This is a genomic window from Xanthomonas sp. NCPPB 3570, assembly GCF_056725115.1.
Map to the genome: position 1 here is coordinate 4,152,088 of NZ_CM161513.1, position 18,703 is coordinate 4,170,790.

General features: G+C 71.5%; 17 protein-coding genes and 1 pseudogene. 4 read left to right on the forward strand and 14 right to left on the reverse strand.

The features are described from left to right. Positions 1-2: 2 nt before the first annotated feature. Complete coding sequence (locus tag AC1PLR_RS17865) at positions 3-953, reverse strand: hypothetical protein (protein ID WP_481101846.1); 951 nt, start codon at positions 951-953, stop codon at positions 3-5. Positions 954-1,106: 153 nt separating this feature from the next. Continuing rightward, positions 1,107-1,952 carry a glycosyltransferase family 2 protein gene (locus tag AC1PLR_RS17870; protein ID WP_481101847.1) on the reverse strand — a complete coding sequence of 282 codons (846 nt, stop codon included), beginning with the start codon at positions 1,950-1,952 and terminating at the stop codon, positions 1,107-1,109. Between the two features lie 420 nt (positions 1,953-2,372). On the opposite strand from AC1PLR_RS17870, the gene AC1PLR_RS17875 reads away from it, so the two are divergent. From AC1PLR_RS17875 to AC1PLR_RS17890, 4 genes are all read left to right on the forward strand, one after another. Next, a complete protein-coding gene (locus AC1PLR_RS17875) occupies positions 2,373-3,524 on the forward strand; it encodes a phosphotransferase enzyme family protein (RefSeq protein WP_481101848.1) in 1,152 nt (383 codons plus the stop codon). 104 nt (positions 3,525-3,628) lie between these two features. Continuing rightward, positions 3,629-5,809 (forward strand): TonB-dependent siderophore receptor, encoded by a 2,181-nt coding sequence (locus AC1PLR_RS17880; protein WP_481101849.1) that lies wholly within the window; start codon positions 3,629-3,631, stop codon positions 5,807-5,809. A gap of 363 nt (positions 5,810-6,172) precedes the next feature. Next, positions 6,173-6,745, forward strand: coding sequence for a nicotinamide riboside transporter PnuC (pnuC, locus tag AC1PLR_RS17885; protein ID WP_481101850.1), 573 nt, complete (start codon positions 6,173-6,175; stop codon positions 6,743-6,745). 164 nt (positions 6,746-6,909) lie between these two features. Next, positions 6,910-7,647, forward strand: a complete 738-nt coding sequence (locus AC1PLR_RS17890; RefSeq protein WP_481101851.1) for a UTRA domain-containing protein — start codon at positions 6,910-6,912, stop codon at positions 7,645-7,647. 73 nt (positions 7,648-7,720) lie between these two features. Here the strand turns inward: AC1PLR_RS17890 and AC1PLR_RS17895 are convergent, their stop codons facing one another. The 12 genes and pseudogenes from AC1PLR_RS17895 to xpsF form a co-directional block, all read right to left on the reverse strand. Then, on the reverse strand, positions 7,721-8,179 hold the full coding sequence (locus AC1PLR_RS17895; protein ID WP_371183154.1) for a hypothetical protein: 459 nt from the start codon (positions 8,177-8,179) through the stop codon (positions 7,721-7,723). Further along, positions 8,172-9,005 carry a glycosyltransferase gene (locus tag AC1PLR_RS17900; protein WP_371183152.1) on the reverse strand — a complete coding sequence of 278 codons (834 nt, stop codon included), beginning with the start codon at positions 9,003-9,005 and terminating at the stop codon, positions 8,172-8,174. The genes AC1PLR_RS17895 and AC1PLR_RS17900 overlap by 8 nt, the downstream gene beginning before the upstream one ends. A 4-nt stretch (positions 9,006-9,009) precedes the next feature. Next, positions 9,010-11,295 carry a type II secretion system secretin GspD gene (gene gspD, locus AC1PLR_RS17905; RefSeq protein ID WP_481101852.1) on the reverse strand — a complete coding sequence of 762 codons (2,286 nt, stop codon included), beginning with the start codon at positions 11,293-11,295 and terminating at the stop codon, positions 9,010-9,012. 11 nt (positions 11,296-11,306) lie between these two features. Then, a complete protein-coding gene (gene xpsN / locus AC1PLR_RS17910; protein WP_481101853.1) occupies positions 11,307-12,083 on the reverse strand; it encodes a type II secretion system protein XpsN in 777 nt (258 codons plus the stop codon). A 178-nt stretch (positions 12,084-12,261) separates the two neighbouring features. Beyond that, positions 12,262-12,906 (reverse strand): annotated as a pseudogene (gene gspM / locus AC1PLR_RS17915) (type II secretion system protein GspM); the annotation flags it as partial. After that, on the reverse strand, positions 12,887-14,011 hold the full coding sequence (locus tag AC1PLR_RS17920) for a PilN domain-containing protein (protein ID WP_104609552.1): 1,125 nt from the start codon (positions 14,009-14,011) through the stop codon (positions 12,887-12,889). The pseudogene gspM and the gene AC1PLR_RS17920, both read right to left, overlap by 20 nt. Further along, positions 14,008-14,865: a type II secretion system minor pseudopilin gene (locus AC1PLR_RS17925; RefSeq protein WP_481101854.1), complete on the reverse strand. Its 858-nt coding sequence runs from the start codon at positions 14,863-14,865 to the stop codon at positions 14,008-14,010. The genes AC1PLR_RS17920 and AC1PLR_RS17925 overlap by 4 nt, the downstream gene beginning before the upstream one ends. Beyond that, positions 14,862-15,515, reverse strand: coding sequence for a type II secretion system protein J (locus AC1PLR_RS17930; protein WP_481101855.1), 654 nt, complete (start codon positions 15,513-15,515; stop codon positions 14,862-14,864). Before AC1PLR_RS17930 ends, AC1PLR_RS17925 begins: the two co-directional genes overlap by 4 nt. Beyond that, on the reverse strand, positions 15,512-15,928 hold the full coding sequence (xpsI, locus tag AC1PLR_RS17935) for a type II secretion system protein XpsI (protein WP_010343594.1): 417 nt from the start codon (positions 15,926-15,928) through the stop codon (positions 15,512-15,514). The genes AC1PLR_RS17930 and xpsI overlap by 4 nt, the downstream gene beginning before the upstream one ends. Next, the gene (xpsH, locus tag AC1PLR_RS17940; RefSeq protein WP_029562178.1) at positions 15,925-16,374 is read right to left on the reverse strand and encodes a type II secretion system protein XpsH; all 450 of its coding nucleotides are present in this window, start codon (positions 16,372-16,374) and stop codon (positions 15,925-15,927) included. The genes xpsI and xpsH overlap by 4 nt, the downstream gene beginning before the upstream one ends. A 78-nt stretch (positions 16,375-16,452) precedes the next feature. Then, positions 16,453-16,890 (reverse strand): type II secretion system major pseudopilin GspG, encoded by a 438-nt coding sequence (gene gspG / locus AC1PLR_RS17945; RefSeq protein ID WP_029562177.1) that lies wholly within the window; start codon positions 16,888-16,890, stop codon positions 16,453-16,455. A 557-nt stretch (positions 16,891-17,447) separates the two neighbouring features. After that, positions 17,448-18,662, reverse strand: a complete 1,215-nt coding sequence (xpsF, locus tag AC1PLR_RS17950; protein WP_481101856.1) for a type II secretion system protein XpsF — start codon at positions 18,660-18,662, stop codon at positions 17,448-17,450. Positions 18,663-18,703: the final 41 nt, after the last annotated feature.

Below are 18,703 nucleotides of genomic sequence, written 5' to 3' on the forward strand. Positions count from 1 at the left end.
GGCTAGAACCGCCACCAGGCGGCCACGAACGGACCGCCCGCGCCGCCGGTGTTGCGCCCGGCCACCGGCTGCTGGTAGCCGAGCTGCAACTGCGTGCCGCCGGGCAGCGTGTACAGCACCGAGGCCTGCAGCTTGCTGAAATCGAAGTTGTTGCCGCGGATCGGCGTGTTGTCGCCGGGCGCGTAGATCCGGTTCGGCCCCTTGCCGTTGCCCAGGCTCTGGATCACGTTGAACTCGCCGATCAGCATCCAGCGCGGCGCCAGCGCCACGCCGCTGGACACGTCCAGCCGCGCCTCGTCGGAGGCGTCGCCGCCGCGCAGGCGCACCGCCGTGCCCAGGTCGACATAGCCGTCGTGCTCGCCCAGGCGGTAGCCGCGGCCCACGCTGTAGCGCAACTCGGCGCCGTAGTCGCCCTGGCCCAGTGCCGGCCGCTCGCCATCGCGCTGGCGCGCATACGCGGGCACCAGCGCCAGCACCTGCAGCGCGCCCTGCCAGGGGCCGTCGCGGCCGTCCGGGTCGAGCCGGTAGCGCAGGCCGATTTCCTGGTCGGACCAGCCGCTGCTGCGGCGGTCGCCGTAGCCGCTGTCGTTGCGGTAGCCGACCTTGCTGAAATAGAAGTTGCCGACCAGGGTCAGGTCCGCGCTCAGCCCGTATTCGCCGTAGAGATTGAGCTGGTCCTGGCGGCTGCGCCCGGCATCCGGGAAGTTGCCGGACTGGCCGTGGCTGTTGAACACCGCGCCGCCATCGGTGTGGCTGGCCTTGAGGATCACCAGCCCGTGGCCGGCCTCGTCGACCCAGGCGCTGGCCCAGCAGGGGCCGGCCGCCAGCGCGAGCAGCGCCAGCGTCAGCCGCGCGCGGCGCGCGGGCGTGGCGCGGCGGGCACCGGGCATGGGCACAGCAGACGCGCAGGCACGCGCGTGGGTGCGCGGACGCACGCCGTCGAAATCATGCATGGTTGAGTTCCTGGTGGGGGTCCCCCGAACCGGAAAGCAGGCGCGGTCCAGGAGGAAATCGGCGGAACACGTCATTTGTTAAGTGACGCACTTCCCAATATAGCGAATTTATGCTGCCATGCCGCACGCGCGCGCGGCGCGCGCCGATTTCGTTCAGCCTGGGCGACGCCAGCACAGCCGGGCGAAGGTGACCCAGGCGTGCAGCCAGATCACCGCCCAGACCGCCGCCCGCACCGGCCACGCCCGGCTGGGCGCCTCGAACTTGCGGAAGTAGCGCCACAGCCCGCGGTGCTTGTGCCACTCGACGAACCACGGCCGCTTGCGGCTGGAGACGCCGCGTACGTGCAGCACGCGCAGAGTGTTCAGCACCGCCACGGTGGCGCCGGCCTGGCGGACCCGGCGGCACAGGTCCAGATCCTCGGCATGCAGCCGGTAGCCGGCGTCCCAGCCGCCGATACGCACGAACAGCGCGCGCGGCAGCAGCATCAGCGCGCCGGACAGCGCCGGCACCGGCTGCAGCGGCTGCGCCGGGTCGGCCGCCAGCGCCAGCCGCGAGCCGGCCAGCGGATGCCGCAGCATCGCCGCGAAGTCCGGGTCACGGCGGCGCACCGCGGCGTCGGCGCGGCCGTGTTCGTCGACCTGCTCCACGCCCAGCAGCGCCTCGCCGAGCGCGGCGGCCTGCGCGCGCAACTGCGCCAGGGTGTCGGGCTCGACCATCAGGTCGGGATTGACGAAGGCCAGCCACGGCGCATCGCTGGCCGCGGCGCCCTGGTTGCAGGCGGTGGCGAAACCGGGATTGTCGGGATTGGCGATGAAGCGCACCCGCGCATCGTCCAGCGCATGCCGCTGCACCAGCGCCAGCGTGTCGTCGCGCGAGGCGTTGTCGACCACCCGAATCTGTGCCACCCCGGCCGCCGCGCGCAGCCGCTGCAGACAGGCGTCGATGGTGCTGCCGCTCTCGTAGGTCACCACCACCACGGCTATCTGCTGTTCGCTCATCGGCCGATTATCCCGCATGCGCTGCCCACCACGCGCGCGGCGGGCATGGCGGCGGCGGCGATTGCCGCGCATACTCTGCGCCCCGTGCGCTGCGCGGCCGTTTGCGGCCCGCACGTGCGGGAGACGGAGCGATCCGTGTCCTTTCCTTCGCCCAGTGCAGATGCCGGTCAGCGTTGTTTCCTGTCCCAGGCTGCCGCCCCACCCCGCAGACCGCGCGCGCCGCCCGAGCCCGCGCGCATGCCGAGATGCCGGCGGCGCCCGCTTCTCCGCTCCCGATCGCGCGACCGGGCCCTGCCCCAGGCCTCCCCGCCCCTGGTCTAGACCAACCACTCGCAATGGCAGTGCCGCCGCGCATGCCGGGGCTGGCGTGCGGCGGCGGGTCCGGCGCGCCGGGTCGCGCCTGCGCTGCGAGGCATGCGCATGAGCGCCCGCCACCAGATGCACGGCATGGGCACGCAGACCGTGGCCGCCGACTGGCCGCCGCTGTCCGACGGCGAGGTGGAGGCGCTGCTGCAGCAGTACGCCCTGCCCGGTCACCTGCGCGGACTGCGCTGGCATAGTCCGCGCCCGTTCTCGGCGGCGGCGGAGGTCGAGACCGGCGTCGGCACGCTGTTCGTCAAGCGCCACCACCGCCGCGTGCGCGATCTGCACGCGTTGGGCGAGGAGCACGCCTTCATCGCCCACCTGCGCGCGCAGGGCGTGCCGGTGCCGGAGGTGCTGCGCGACCGCGACGGCGCCAGCGCGGTGCGGCGCGGCCACTGGACCTACGAGGTGATGCGCGCCGGCGCGGGCGAAGACCGCTACCGCGAGGCGATGTCGTGGACGCCGTTCGCCGACACCGCCCATGCCGCCGCCGCCGGCCACGCGCTGGCGGCGTTGCACCGCGCCGCCGCCGACTACACCGCGCCTCCGCGCAGCACCACGGTGCTGGTCGCCAACCTGCGCCTGTTCGCCCAGCCGCAGCCGGTGCAGGCGCTGCAGCAGGATCTGGCGCGGCGCCCGGCGCTGGCGACGTGGCTGCAGCGGCACGACTGGCAAGACGACCTGCGCGCGCTCCTGTTGCCCTGGCACGCACAGGCCTGGCCGCTGCTGCAGACGCCGCCGCCGGCGCTGTGGACGCATGGCGACTGGCACGCCTCGAACCTGCTGTGGCGCGGCCACGGCGCCGCCAGCACGGTCAGCGCGGTGTTCGATTTCGGTCTTGCCGATCGCAGCTTCGCCCTGTTCGACCTGGCCACCGCGATCGAGCGCAACCTGATCCCGTGGCTGCAACTGGACGACGGCGGCACCGCCGTCGCCGACCTCGACCAGCTCGATGCGCTGCTGCACGGCTATTCCACCCTGCTGCCGCTGGACGCGGCGCACCTGCGCCTGCTAGCCGCGCTGCTGCCATTGGTGCATGCCGATTTCGCGCTCAGCGAGATCGAGTACTTCGCCGGCATCACCGGCTCGCAGGCGCACGCCGACATCGCCTACCGCCGCTACCTGCTCGGCCACGCCGCCTGGTTCGGCGATGACGAAGGCCAGCGCCTGCTGCGACACCTGCAGCGGCGTGCCGCGGCCGCGCCATGAACCGTCGCATCCACCCCGACACGTCCGCGGTCACGCCTGCCGCGCACGCACCGCGCGGCGCTGCCGCTTCCCACTTTTGTTTCGTTTGCCCGAGGTCGTTCCGCATGCTTCCCACCCGCCGTTTCCCCGCTCCGCACGCCCTCGCGCTGGCCCTGGCCACCGCCCTGCCGTTGCCGGCCCTGGCCGCCGACGATGCGCCGGCATCCGCCAGCACGCAGACCCCGGTCGAACTGGACGCGGTCAACGTGCAGGGCCGGCAATCGCACAACCGCAGCAGCCTGAGCGGCTATGGCGATGCGCCGCTGCTGGACACGCCGATGGCGATCGCCACCATCGACCGCAACCAGCTGTCCGACCGCCAGGTGCGCGTGCTCAGCGAGGTCCTGCGCGCCGACGCCGCGGTCGGCGACAGCTACGCGCCGATCGGCTACTACGAGAACTTCCTGGTGCGCGGCTATTCGCTGGATGCGGCCAACAGCTACCGCATCAACGGCCTGACCATCGCCGGCGAGCAGAACGTGGCGCTGGAGAACAAGGAGCAGGTGCAGGTGCTCAAGGGCCTGTCCGGGGTGCTGTCCGGCATCACCACCCCGGCCGGCGTGATCGACTACCAGACCAAGCGCCCGCAGCACGTGCGCAGCCTGGTGCTGAGCGGCGACGACGACGGCAGCCGCGGCGCGGCGGTGGACCTGGGCGACTGGTTCGGCAGCGAACGCCAGTTCGGCCTGCGCGTCAACGCCGCGCACGAGACCCTGCGCAGCTATGTGGATCACGCCGACGGCCACCGCAACTTCCTGTCGCTGGCCGCGGACTGGAACATCGATCCGCAATCGACCCTGCAACTGGACGTGGAATACCAGGACCGCCAGCAGCGCTCGGTGCCGGGCTACCAGTTGCTCGGCGGCACGCAGTTGCCGAGCGGGGTGTCGGTGCATCGCCTGCTCGCCTACCAGCCGTGGTCCAAGCCGGTCGGCATCGAGGCGCTGAATGCGCAGGCGCGCTACGAATACCGCTTCAGCGACGCCTGGACTCTGCGTGTGGCCGCGTCGCACAGCCGCGCGCTGATCGACGATTACTCCAGCTTCGCCTGGGGCTGCTACGGCGCGGCCAGTTGCGCCGGCGACGCGGTGCCCAACCACTTCAGCCGCGAAGGCGACTACGACATCTACGACTACCGCAGCCCGGCCGACAGCCGCCGCAACGACGAACTGCAGGCGATCGCCAGCGGCAGCGCCAGCACCGGCGTGCTGCAGCACCAGTTCCAGGTGGGCGTCGACTATCTGCATCGCACCATCGACCGGCACGGCTCGATCAACGAGATGATCGGCAGCGGCAACATCGATGCCGACCCGCCGCTGCTGGCGCCGGCTGACGCCACGCTCGGCCCCAAGCGCCGGCGCCTGGACAGCGAGCAGACCGCGCTGCTGGCCAGCGACCGCATCGGCATCGGCGATGCCTGGCAACTGCTGCTGGGCGCGCGCCAGGTACGCTACGACGAACGCGCCTGGGACCGCGACGGCATGCTGACCCGGCGCACGCGCCGCTCGGTGCTGCTGCCGCAGGCGGCATTGCTGTTCAAGCTGCAGCCGTCGCTGTCGCTGTATGCCAGCTTCGCCAAGGGCCTGGCGCCGGGCGGCACCGCGCCGTGGTTCGCCAGCAACGCCGACAGCATCCTCGCGCCGACCAGCGCCTACCAGCGCGAGGCCGGCATGAAGTACGAGCGCGACGGCCTGACCCTGGGCGCGGCGCTGTTCGACATGCGCCAGGCGGACCAGTACGCGCAGCCGCAGGCCGACGGCAGCTTCCTGTTCGTGCAGCAGGGCCGCCTGCACAACCGCGGCATCGAACTGTCTGCCGCCGGCACGCTCGGCGCCGGCCTGCACCTGCAGGCCAGCGTCGCCGGCATCCGCGCGCGCGCCGAGGACACCGGCACGCCGGGCGACGAAGGCCATCAGGCACTGAACGTGCCGCGCTTGCGTGCCAGCGCCCAGGCCAGCTGGGACGTGCCCGGCGTCAGCGGCCTGGCGCTGCTGGGCGGCGCGCAGTACAGCGGCGCCAAGTACGCCGACCGCGGCGGCCAGGTCGCCGTCGGCGGCTACAGCGTCTATAACCTCGGCGCCCGCTACGCCACGCGCCTGGGCGCGGTGCCGACCACGCTGCGACTGAGCGTGGACAACCTCACCGACAAGCGCTATTGGCGCGACGTCGGCGCCTACGAAGGCGACGACTATCTGTTCCTCGGCGCGCCGCGGACAGCGCGGCTGGCGGTGCAGTTCGAGTTTTGAGGGGCGGGGATTGGGGATTCGGGATTGGGGATTCGTAAAAGCCGAGCGCGAGAAATGGAGCGTCACCTGTGTGGGAGCGGTTTTAGCCGCAACGCGCTATTGCTGACGGGTCGCGGCTGAAGCCGCTCCTACAGCACCCAAGATCCGATGCGTTTTCAGTATCCCCAATACGGATGCACTGATCCAAGACGACTCGAATGCCAGCTGTACCGAAGACCAGCGTAGGAGCGGCTTCAGCCGCGACGGGCTTTCCCGGTAACGCCTGTCGCGGCTGAAGCCGCTCCTACAACACGCGCGCAATGCACTGCGCTCGCGAACCACCCCCAATCCCGAATCCCCACTCCCCAATCCCGGCCTCCCACCATGTCCCCCCTCGAATTGCTCGCCGTGCTGGTCAACGTGTTGGGTGTATGGCTGACCGCGCGGCGGGTGCGCTGGTGCTGGCCGGTCAACGTGGTGGCGGTGCTGCTCTACGCGTGGCTGTTCTATCAGTGGAAGCTGTACTCGGACATGCTGCTGCAGGGCCTGTACGTGGTGCTGCAGGGCTACGGCTGGTGGCGCTGGAGCAACGGCCTGGGCGACGACGGCAAGGTCCAGGTCGGGCCGCTGCCGTGGGCCGAAGGGGTGCGTTCCCTGCTGGCCGGCGCCGCCGGCGCGGCGCTGCTGGGCTGGTGGATGCACCGTCACACCGATGCGGCGCTGCCGTGGCTGGATGCGGCGCTGTCGGCGTTCAGCGTGGTCGCCAGCGTGTGGGCCGCGCGCAAGCGCATCGCCAACTGGGGCCTGTGGATCGTGCTGGACTGTGTCTACGTCGGCGTGTTCGTGTACAAGGGGTTGTATCCCACTGCCGCGCTATATGCAGGATTCGTGGTGCTGGCGGTGTACGGCCTGCGCCTGTGGCAGGCCGATCTGCGCCGCGCGCAATCCGTCACCTGATACGTCACTCCATTTTTGCCGGCTAGCTGCACAGCATGCGCCGCCGCCAGGTCATCGCGGATGGCGCAAAGAAACCACGCGAACATTGGAGACACACCCACCGTCCGCATGCCTGCCGGCAGCGTAGTCTTGTCAGCCACGCTTCACCACGCCCAGAACGCCACATGAGCTTCCCCACTGCCGCCGCCGCCGGCTTCGCTCAACGCATCGCCGATGCGCTGCTGGCGCGCATCACCGCCGGCGAATGGCGCGCCGACCAGCGGCTGCCGGTGGAGCGCGAACTGGCCGCGTTGTTCGGTTGCACCCGCATCACCTTGCGCGAGGCCCTGCAGCAACTGGAATCGGATGGGCACATCTACCGCGAGAACCGTCGCGGCTGGTTCATCAGCGCGCCGCGGGTGCGTCACGATCCCAACAGCATCGCCGGCTTCATGCAGTACGTGGCCGCACAGGGCGGCGCCCCGCGCACCGAACTGCTCGCCGCGCAGCGTCAGCCGGCCGGCCCGGCGCTCGCCCGTCATCTGCACCTGGACGATCCGGCAACCGACGTGTTCGTGCTACGCCGCCGCCGCTGGATCGGGCGCCGCGCAGTGTTGCTGGAGACCAATGCGATCCTGGCCGCGTGGGCACCACGCCTGCTCGACCACGACCTGGCCGGCTCGCTCAGCGCGGTGCTGACCCAGCGCCTGGGCTTGCGACAGGCGCGCAGCCGGCTGTCGATGTATCCGGCCACGCTCGATGCCGAGCAGGCGGCGCTGCTGCAATCCACCGCCGGCACGCCCTGCTTCCGCCTGCAGCGCGTCAGCTACGATCCCGACGGACGCGCCGTGGAATTCGACATCGAATCCTGGCGCCACGACGTGCTGGAAGTGTCGGTGGATGTCTACGCGCCACCGGAGTGAAGCCGACTCTGCAGAGCGCCGCGCAGGCGCGCTGCAGGGAATGGCTTGCATGGCCAGCCAAGTCGTTCCCGCCTCACCACCAGAACCACAGGCGAAGATCGCCCCTGCCGATGCAGTGGTCTCCCCGCCCCTTCGGAATGCCGTCGATTCCGTCTCGCAGGGCTGCAAGCCAGGCCGCACCGATCTCGAGTGCGGCCGGCGCCAGATCCGCTGGAAACGACCACCGATCATCGATCGTCGAGAAGGTGAGCCGCAGCTTCTCCGGGGCGACCCACGCAGCGCGACCGCGCCGATTGTTTGGAACGGCAAGCTCGGCCCTGGTGGGCGCCGTGATCGCGATGACACGCGAACCGTCGCCATCGGTGGCCAACGCGTCAAGCAGCATCAACAGCGACTGGCACCCGGCCGCGTCTGCATTGAGATGCCAGCCGGGAAAGTTGCGCTCGTTCTCGAGATAACGCCACAGCGAGATGCGGCCGGTTTGCGTCCAGCGATGGGCAAGCCGCAGATCGGACGGCGACAGGCTACGCATCGAACAGCACGCGCTGCGGATCCGGTGGCGGCAGCGTGTCGTACAGGCGCTGCAACTCCTCGCGGCAGGCGCGCAACGGATCGTGCATCAGGAAGCCGGCCAGGCGCGCGTGCCAGGCCGGCCAGCGCGTGGCCAGCGCGTCCATGTCGCCGTCGGCGGCGCGGCCTTCGCCGCTGCACGCGACATGCGCGGTCTCGCACAGCACGTTGCGCCAGCCGAGTCCGGCCATGCGCAGCGACAGGTCGGTCAGCGCCGCATACCAGGAGCCGTAACTGCTGGCGTCCAGGCCACCGGCGCGTTGCCGCGCCACCCCGCGCAGCACCACCGCATGGCACACCGCCGACGGCAGTTCCGGATGCAGCGGCGGCAGCGCCGCGCAGGCCCGCGCCAGGCGCTCGGGATCCTCGGGCAATGGGTTGATCTCGCCCAGCCGTGGCCACGCGCAGGCTTCGCCGGCATTGCTCCACGGCGTGGCGCTGGCGATGGCCGCATCGCGCGCCAGGCAGGCGCTCAACTGCAGCAGCCAGCCCGGCCCGGGCTGCGCGTCGGCGGCCAGCACCGCCACGTCGGCATCGCCGCAGGCGCGCAGCATCTCGTCCAGATGCGCCACCTCGCCGAGCATGCGCGGCCGCCGCGTGTAGTCGGCCTGCAGGCGCGTGTGCGCCAGCCAGGCCTCGATCACCCGCATGCCGCGCGGGCCGGCCTGCGCATCGTCGGCCAGCCACACGCGGGTGCCGGCCGGCGTGTTCGCTTCGAGCGCGCCCAGGCAGGCGTCCAGCGCGACGTCGTCGACGCCGACCGCCAGCAGCACGATGGGCAGGCTCACCCGCTTACTTCTTGCCGCGTGCCGGCAGCGGCTCCATGGCCTTGAACTTCGCTCCGTACTCATCGGTGAGATTGCGCGCTTCCTGCGGGTTGCGCACGATCGACGGCGTGATCAGCACGATCACTTCCTGGCGATCCCGATTCTGGGTCTTCTGCCCGAACAGCGCGCCGACCACCGGCAGCTTGCTCAGGTACGGCACGCCGTTGCTGCCATCGGAGGTGCTGTCGTTGATCAGGCCGGCCAGCATGATGGTGTCGCCGCTCTGCACCGCCGCCTCGGTCTTGACCCGGCGCGTGTTGATCGGCACGTTGCAGGCGGTGCTGGTGCCGGCGCTGGTGCCGCAGTTGGTCGATGCCGCACCAGGCGAACTGACTTCCTGCACGATGTCCAGGAACACCATGCCGTCCTTGGTCACGCGCGGGCGCACCTTCAGGATCACGCCGGTATCGATGTAGTTCACCGACGAGTAGGTGGTGCCGGTGCCCAGGCCGGTGTCGACGCTCACCGAATTGATGGGGATGCGCGTACCCACATTGAGCGTGGCCTCGGCGTTGTTGCGCACGAACACCGACGGCGTCTGCAGCAGCTTGACGTCGGTGACCTCGTCCAGCGCGGTGATCACGGCCGCAGCGTTCTTGCCGAGGAAGGTCCAGCCCAGGCCACTGCTGCCGGTGATCTTGCCGGCGATATCGCCCCAGATCTTGCGGCCCGCCGCGCTGGGCAGATTGGCGCCGCCGCCGATGCCGATATTGGTGGCGTCGGACGCCGCATTCACCGCCTGCTCGAAGTACCAGTTGACACCGTACTTGAGATCACCGGACAGGTTGACCTCCGCAACCTGCGCCTCGATATGCACCTGCATCGGCATCACGTCGAGCTTCTCGACCACGTCGCGGATCGAGCGCCAGGCCTGCGGGGTCGACCGCACCAGCAGGGTGTTGGTTTCCTCCACCGCCGACACGCCGACCTTGTCGCCCTGCACTTCCAGGGTCACGCTGCCGTTGCCGGACGTGCGCGGCGACAGTTGCAGGCTGCCACTCCCCAAACCGCCGCTGCTGCTGCCGGAGGAACTGCTGCTGCCCAGGCTGTCGCTGCTGCTGCCGCTACTGCCCAGGCTGCCGCCACCCAGGCTGCTGCTGTCGCTGCCGTTGAAGCCGCCCAGGCCGCCGCCGTTCAACTGGCTCATCTGCGAGCCCGGCATCAGCGAGGCGTTGGAGTCGCCGCGGTTGTTGCCGCCGGCGCCGAACACTTCGGCCAGGCGGTCGGCCAGATCCTTGGCCTTGATGTACTTGAGCTCGTAGGAGAACAGCCGTGCGCCGCCGCCGGCGCTGTCGATGCGGTCCAGCCACTCCTGGATCTGGTCCAGGTAGCGCGCCTGCGGGGTGATCACCAGCACCGCGTTGGCGTTCTCCAGCGGCATGAAGCGGAACATGCCGGCGCTGGGGGTCTTGCTGTTCTCGCCGAACACCTTCTCCAGGTCGGCCGCGACCTGCTCGGCCTTGCCCGACTGGATCGGAAACACGCCCACCGACATGCCCGACAGCCAGTCGACGTCGAAGATCTGCACGGTGCGCAGGTAGTTCTCCAGCTCGGCGCGGGTGCCGCCCAGGGTGATGACGTTGCGCGAGCTATCGATGCCGACGATGGCGTTGGGCCGCGCGTAGGGCTCCAGCACCTTCTTCATCTCGCTGGCGGAGATGTACTTCAGCGGCACCACGCGCACCTCGAAGCCGCGCGCGTTGGCCGGCGAGGCGGTGCTCGGCGCCACCGTGCCGGCCAGGGCCTGGTCGGCGGGGACGATGTTGTAGCGGCCGCCGCTGTAGACCATGCGCGCGTTGTTCCAGCCCAGCACCATCTCCAGCAGGTTCAGCGCCTGCGCCGGCGACACCGGCTTGGGCGTGGCCAGGGTCACCGTGCCCTGCACGCCCGGCGCGATCACGTAGTTCTGCCCGAGCATGTCGCCGAGGATGGCCTTGACCACCGCCTGCAGCGATTCGCCTTCGAAGTTGAAGGTGGCGCTGCCGCTGCTGGCGTTGCCCAGCGACGGCGCCGGCGCCGCGGCGGCCGCGGAATTGATCATGGTGCCGCTGCCGCGGCGGATCACCGGGGTGGCGCGCTCGGGCAAGGCATTGGGATCGGCCGGGCCGCCCTCGCCGTCGGTCTGGGTGCTGCCGGCCGCGCCGACCTGGGGATTGATCGCGGCGCCGCGGCGGACGTCCGGCGAAGGCGTGGTGGCACAGCCGGCCACCAGGCCGATGGCGAGGAACAGGGAAAACAGACGCGGCGTCATGCGATCACTCTTCAAGGGTTCTGACCTGAGGGGTTGTTCTGGCGCTGTTGCTGCAATTGCCGGCGCCGCGCTTCGATCCGCTCGCGGATGGCCTGCAACTGCTCCGACGAGGGGGCCGGTGAGGACGGCGGCGGCGCGCTCGGGGTCGGCGCCTGGTTCGGCACCGGGTTGGACGCGGAGGGAGTCTGCGGTCGCGGCGCGTTGGCGTTGGACTGGCCATTGGCCGCGGACGCCGGCGGCGGCATCTGCCCCTGCGCAGCGGCGCGTCCGGCCTGGCCGAGCACGGTCGGCGGTTGCCCGCCCTTGCCGTCGAACACCTTCAATTCCAGGGTCTGGGTGCCACCGGAACCGCTGACCGTGGCCTGCCGCGGCGACAGCGACAGCAGCCGCCAGCCCTGCACGGCGTCGCCGCCTTCCTTCAGGCGCAGCGATTCGCCCTGCTCGGTGGTCAGCGTCGCCATCTTGAAGCGGTCGGTGAGCAGCACGCCGGTCAGGCGCACGTTGGGCGCGGCGGCCTGGCCGTTGTCGGCGCTGAGGAAGAACGGATGCGGGCGGCGGTCCTCGGCAAATATCGGCCGCGCGGCGATCTCGCCGTACTGCGAGAAATCGCCCAGACGCTGCGTGGTGGCCGCGGGCAAGCCCGGCAGCCGCTGCAGCATCGACGGATCGTCGGGCAGCGGCGCCACGCGCTCGCCGAGCCCGCCCAGGCCCAGCGCCCAGACCAGCAGCCCCCACAGCGCCAGCGTGCCCAGCCACACGGTGCGCAGGCCCATCGCTTCAATTCGCATGGCGGCCCTCCACCTGTTGCGGCAGGTCCGCCGGTGCGGCATTCGCGGCACCGGGCGCACCCGGCGGATTGGTCGCGCCGGGCGTGCCCGGCGGCGGCGGCGGTGGCGGCATGGACGCCGGCTCGCTCGGCCCGGCGCCGGCGGACCCGCCGGCGTTCATCACCGGCGTGGCGGCGGCGGGTGCCGTCGCGGCAGACGGGTCGGGACCGGCGGACGCCGCCGGCGGCGCCGGCATCGCGTTCGGGCGCAGGTAGCCGGCCAGTTCGAAGGCCACGTCTAGGCCGTTGCCGCTCTCGCCCGGCGAGAGCTGGTACCGCTGCGCCATCACGTTGAGGTTGTCGATGAACAGCGCCGGCGTACCGCTCTCCAGCGCATGCAGTACGGCCGCCAGTTCCGGCGTGCCGCAGCGCAGACGCACCTGCACCGCGACGCGGGTGAAGCGATCGCTGCGGTTGTCGGCGGCCAGCGGCGAGCGGTTGCTGATCGCGCAACTGCGGTTGCCGGGACTGGCCGTGGCCACCGCGCTTTCCAGGCGCTGCACCAGGCCGGCCGAGGCCAGCTCGGCCGAGGTCTCGCGCAGGAAGCCCGGGCGCGTGGCCAGGTCGCGCTGCGCCTGCTGCAGCCGTTGCGCCACCTGCGGCGCCTGCTGCAACTGCATCCGCACGCGCAGCTCGCGCTGCTGAAGTTCCTGGATCTGCGCATCGACCTCGCGCATCGGCACGGTCCACCACGGATGCACCAGCACCAGGTAGCCCAGCGCCAGTGCCGCCAGCAGCAGGCCCAGCGCCAGCCAGCGGTCGCGCTTATCGACCTGCACCGGCATCGGCGGCCTCCTTGCGCTTGGTGCCGGCCAGCTCGGCGGTGAGGGTGAAGCGGTCGCGGTGGCTGCCCGGATCGGCCTGCAGCACGCCGGTCAGCGACGGCGTACGCCACAGCGGCGAACCTTCCAGGCGCCCGACCAGCGACGAGGCCTCGCTGCTGAGGCCGATCAACTGCAACTGGTTGCCCTCGATCGAGAACTTCTCCAGATAGGTGCCCTCCGGCAGGCGCTTGCTCAGCTCGTTCCAGACCTCCACCGAGGCCGGACGCTCGGCGCGCAACTGGTCGAAGAACGCGGCGCCTTCGACCAGATCGAGCAATTGCTGGCGCTGCGCGGCCACCGCGCGTGCGCGCTGCGCGCCGCTGTCCACCTGCGTGCGCAGGTGCTCCAGCGCATCGCGGCGATTGTCCAGCAACTGCCAGCCGGCCGCGCACAGCGCCAGCAGGGCAGTGGCGGCGAGGATCGCGTTCCAGCGCCGCATCGGGTCGGCGCGGCGGTGGCGCTGTTCCTGCGGCAACAGGTTCACCCCCAGCGGCGCGCCATCGCTACCAGCGACGTCGATGCCGGCCAGGGTCGGGCGCAGCGCACCGGCGCTGGCCTGCAGGTCGTCCAGCACGCGGCGCGGCGCCACCACCAGTTCGGCATCGAGCTGGGCGTCGTCGCGGCGGCCGTCGGCGCGCACGTCGTAGATCACCTGGTCGGCCTGGAACGGGGTCTGCCGGTCGATCTCGAACTTCACCACCTCGCGCAGGTGCTCGGCCGCCGCCGCCGGCAGCCGCAGCCGGCGTTGCAGCGCCGCCTCGGCCGGCAGCAGCCACACCCGCGGCAACGCCGCCAGGCGCGGCCCCAGCAGCGCCTCCAGTTCGGCGGGCAGCAGCGGCCACGGCAGCGCCAGCGGCGCGCCCAGCTCGGACTCGACCTGCCGCGCCAGCATCAGCTGCTCGCCCTCGCGCCACAGCAGCAGCCGCGCCTGCGACCAGCCCAGCTGAAGTTGCCAGCGCGGCGGCAGCCACGCCATCAGCGAGCGCTGCCACCAGGCCAGCAGCCCGCCCGCACCGGGGGCGATGCGTACGCCAAGTTTGTCCATCGTGTCGCGCCACGCCGTCATCGCACCGTCGTTCCTTCTTCCCAACGCAACACAGTGTAGGCGGAGCCCGGCAGCGCCGACGAGCCTGGGCGCACCACCGCGCGCAACACGCCCTCGCGGCCATTGCCCAACCGCGCCCGGCTTTCGATGCTGTAGGTGCCGCCCCCGCCCATGCCGACCATGCCGAGCTGGGTCTGGTCGGTGCGTTCGCGCTGCGCCAGCACCTGCTGCGCGTCCAGGCCGAGCGCGGTCAGCACCGGCCCCGGCGCGAAGTCCGGCGTCGGCCGCGACACCCCGCCGTACAGGGTCAGGTTGGGCAGCAGCTTGGCGTACAGCTCCGGGTCCATGCCCAGTACCAGTTGCAACTCGGCCAGGCTTTCGAACGGCGCATCCTTGGCGCCGTAGGGCAGGCCGGCCGCGGCGTAGTCCGGATCCTCGGCGCCGTTGGGCTGGGTCAGGTTGTCCGGGTCGCGCCAGTCCACGATCGCCGCGGCGATGCGCTCGGCGCGCTGCGGATCCTCGCCGACCGCGCGCACCAGCGCCGCCAGCAGCGGCGCATCGGCCATGTTCAGATCGACCTTGCCGCTTTCGTCGGTGACCCGCAGATCGACCGTGGCGCCTTCGTACTGCCAGCGGTAGCGCCGGCCGTCGGCACGCCAGCCCGGCTGGGTGGGGGTGCCGGCGAGCCGGGTCAGCGCGTATTCCAGGCCGGCGCGGGCGCGCTCCTGCGCCTCGGCGCCATCGCCCAGCACCTTGCCCTGCAGGTTCTCGGTGCGCGCGGTCAGCGCGAAGGCGCCGATCAGCGCGGTCAGCAGCGCGATCAGCCACAGCACCAGCACCAGCGCGGCGCCGCGGTGGCGATGCGCCGCGCTCATTGCCGCATCTCCGCGCCGCCGGCCTGGCGCAGCGCCACCACCAGCGGCGGCCACGCCGTGCCGTCGCCGCTGCGCAGTTCGATCGAGACCAGCAGCGGCAGCGTGTCGGTGCGCTCCCAGCGCTCCTGCCAGGGGCCGATGGTGCCGCGCTCCGGATCCAGGCCGCGGTAGCGGAAGCGCACCTCGCGCAGGTCGCGCGCCAGCGGTTCGGGCGGGCGCGGCGGGGTCTCGACCAGTTGCTTGCCGGCCTGCACCTGCACCAGCGCGATCGCCAGTTGCCGATGGTCGCCCTCGCCGCTGACCCGCAGGTCGTGCAGGTAGGGGCCGCCGCGGCCGAGGTACTCGGGCAGATCGGCCACGAACTGCATGCGCTGCGGTTCGCCGACGAAACGCACCGGCTGCAGCGTGTGCGTGTCGATATCCAGCGGCAGCGACTGCGCGCCGCTCAGGCGCCGGCGCAGGAAGCCTTCGACCGCGCGCATGCGTTCGCTGCGTCCGGCGATCGCCTCGCCGCGGCCGCTGATCGCCATCGCCGAGCGCAGCGTGGCGAAGGCCAGGGTCAGGCCGCCGACCAGCAGCACCGTGGCCAGCAGCACTTCGATCAGGGTGAAGCCGCGCGCGCTGGCGCGGTGCGGCGCGCGTGCGTTCATTGCGGCACCCCGTTGCCTTGCGGGGCGACCAGGCGCAGGGTCTTCCACTGCAGCGCCTGCGCCGGCGCATCCCCCCAGCGCACCTGCAGGCTCAGTTGCAGCAGGGTCGGTGCGCCGGGCGTCACCGCGGCATCGGGCGGCCGCCGCGGATCCGTGTAGGGCGCCACGTCCAGGGTCCAGCGGTAGCGGCCCTGGTCCAGGGTGCCCTGGCTGCGCCCGGGCTGCAGCGGCTGCTCCACGCCCTGCGCCGCCAGCAGCGACTGCGCGTACAGCGTGGCACGGCTCACTTGGTCGGCGCGCTGCACTTGGCGCGCGGCGCCGGACAGCGAGCCGAGCAGCAGGGTCAGCGCCAGCGCCAGCAGCGCGAACGCCACGATCACCTCGATCAGGGTGTAGCCGCGCTGGCGGTTCATGAACCCGCCTGCTCCGGCGCACGCCCGACCGTGACTTCGCCGGTCAGCCAGGTCACGTCGATGCGCCAGCGCGCCTGACGCGCCTGCAGCTCGATGCGTCCGCCGCTGGAGGCGCCGTCCTCGAAGAACTGGATCGCGCCCTCCCCTTCGCGGCGCTGCGCCTGGCGCGCGCCGGTGAAGCGGATCGTCAGCGACGGCGGGATCTCGCCGTGGCGGCCGTTGGGCGCCTGCCAGCGGTGCGCCTGCGGATCGATCAGGAACCGCTGCGGCTGGCCGCTGGCGATCGCCTGGGTGCGGGTGTAGCGCAGTTGCGAGGCGATCTCCTTGGCCGCCGAGCGCAGGCGCATGCCGTCGATGCCGCCGGTCAGCACCGAGGCCGCCAGCAGCGCGGCGATCGCGATCAGGCCCACCACCAGCAGCATCTCCAGCAACGAGACGCCGCGCATGCGCGCACGCGCGGCCGGCGCGCACGCCGGCGCGCCGAAGCGCAGCGCGCCGGCAGGGGCCCGGATCACGGCGCCGGATCACTCGTACTTGATGTCGGCGTCGTAACTGCTGCCGCCGGGCTGGCCGTCCTTGCCCAGGCTGATCAGGTCGAACGGACGGCCGTCGCCGGGCACCTTGTACTCGATCGGGTGGCCCCAGGGGTCGTTCAGTTCGGCGGGCTTGGCATACGGGCCGAGCCAGCCGCTGACGCCGCCCGGCGCGGTGACCAGGTCGTCGAGCTTGGACGGCAGCTTGCCGGTATCGAGCTGGTAGTTGTCGACCTTGCCGGCCAGGGTCTGGATCTGCGACTTGGCCAGGTTGGCCTTGCCGCGATCGGCGCCGCCGAGCACGCGGCTGCCGACCAGGGTCAGCACCGCGCCGATCAGCACGATGACGATGATGATTTCCAGCAGGCTCATGCCCGCCTGGCGTGCGGCGGACGGGGAACGGGTGAGGGAGCGGCGGAGAGTGCGCATTGCATGGATCCTTGCGGTGGAAGACCTATGTAGCCGAACACGGTGACGATGGCAGCCGGCGGCGGCCGGCGGTACAGCGGCGCGTCACGCACGCCGTCACACCTGCCGCCGGAGGATCCGTGCCGCGCGCACGCACGGCCGCGGCCGGCGCGCAAGGCGCCGCTGGCAATGGGACAGGGGCGGCGGCCGAAGGTTCCCGGCCGGGACCGCGCGGCGTCACACTCCGTGGCAGTCGCCTGAGGCCCGGACGGGGCCGGGCGTTCGGCGCCACATGCGCCATGGCGCACCGCGCGGACGCACCAGGCAAGGCCGCTGCCGTCCATGGCGTCGCATCGCCGGCGCCGGACAGACCGGCCCGGCCATCCATGGCCGGGCGTTCGGCCATGCGCGAACCTGCGGTTCGCAAGCGCATGGCCTCCTTCGATTCATTCGTCCACTGCGCCAGAAGCCTGCATCGCCATCCATGGCGCAACATCACGAGCGCCGGAACCACCGGCCCGGCCATCCCTGGCCGGGCGTTCGGCGCCACATGCGCCATGGCGCATAAGCGTGGCACCTCACCCAATCGCATTGGTAAGGTCGTAAAGCGGAACAAGGACGGAAATGATCACCAGGCCGACCACCGAGGCCAGGACCAGGGTGATCGCCGGCACCATCGCCGCCAGCAGGCGGTCGATGGCCTGGGCGGTCTCCTGTTCGAAGGTGTCGGCGGTCTTCAGCAGCATGATGTCGAGCGCGCCCGATTCCTCGCCGACCTGGATCATCTGCAGCGCCAGGCGCGGGAAGCGCTTGCCCTTGGACAGCGATGCCGACAGCCCGTGGCCGTTCTTGACGTCGTCGGCGGCGGCGCCGACGTCGGCGGTCAGCGCCAGGTTCGACAGCACGTTGCGGGAGATGCCCAGCGCCGCCAGCAGCGGCACGCCGTTGCGCAGCAGCGTGCCGAGCGTGCGGGTCAGGCGCGCAGTCTCCAGCCGGGCGATCAGCACGCCGACGAAACGCTGCCGCAGCAGCCAGGCATCGAAGCTGGCGCGGAACGCCGGGTCGCGGCGCTTGCGGTCCACCGCCAGGATGGTCACCCCGGGCACCACCAGCAGCACGATCCACCAGTCGCGCACGAACAGGCCCACGCTCAGCACCGCCTGGGTGAACCACGGCAGGGCCACGTCCAGGCTCTCGTACATCTGCGCGAACTGCGGCACCACGTAGCCGAGCAGGAACAGCAGCGCGCAGCCGACCACGCTGACCAGAATCGCCGGGTAGATCAGCGCGTTGATCACGCGCCCGCGCAGTTCGCGGCTGCGCTCCAGGTACTCGGCCAGGCGCTGCAGGGTGTCGTGCAGGCTGCCGCCGGCCTCGCCGGCGCGCACCATGTTGATGTACAGGCGCGAGAACAGCCCGTGCTGGCGCTCCAGCGCGGTGGACAGCGGCGCGCCGCCGCGCACCGCGTCGCGGATGTCGCCGACGGTGCGCTTGGAACGCTCGTCCTCGGGCAGTTCGAGCAGGATCGACAGCGCGCGGTCCAGTGGCTGGCCGGCGCTGAGCAGGGTCGCCAGCTGCTGGGTGAACTGCACCAGCGCCGCGCCGTCGAACGGCTTGGGCCGGAACAACCCGCGCAGCGAGGTGCCGCCGCCCTCGGCCGCCAGCCTGGCCTGCATCGGCATGTGCCCCTGCTCCTGCAGGCGCAGCGCCACCTCCGCCTCGCTGGCGGCTTCCATCTGCCCTTCCAGGATCTCGCCATGCGAGTCCAGGGCCTTGTAGCGGTACAGGGGCATCAGGGCTGGAGCTGGGACTGGAGAATGGGGAATCGGGAATG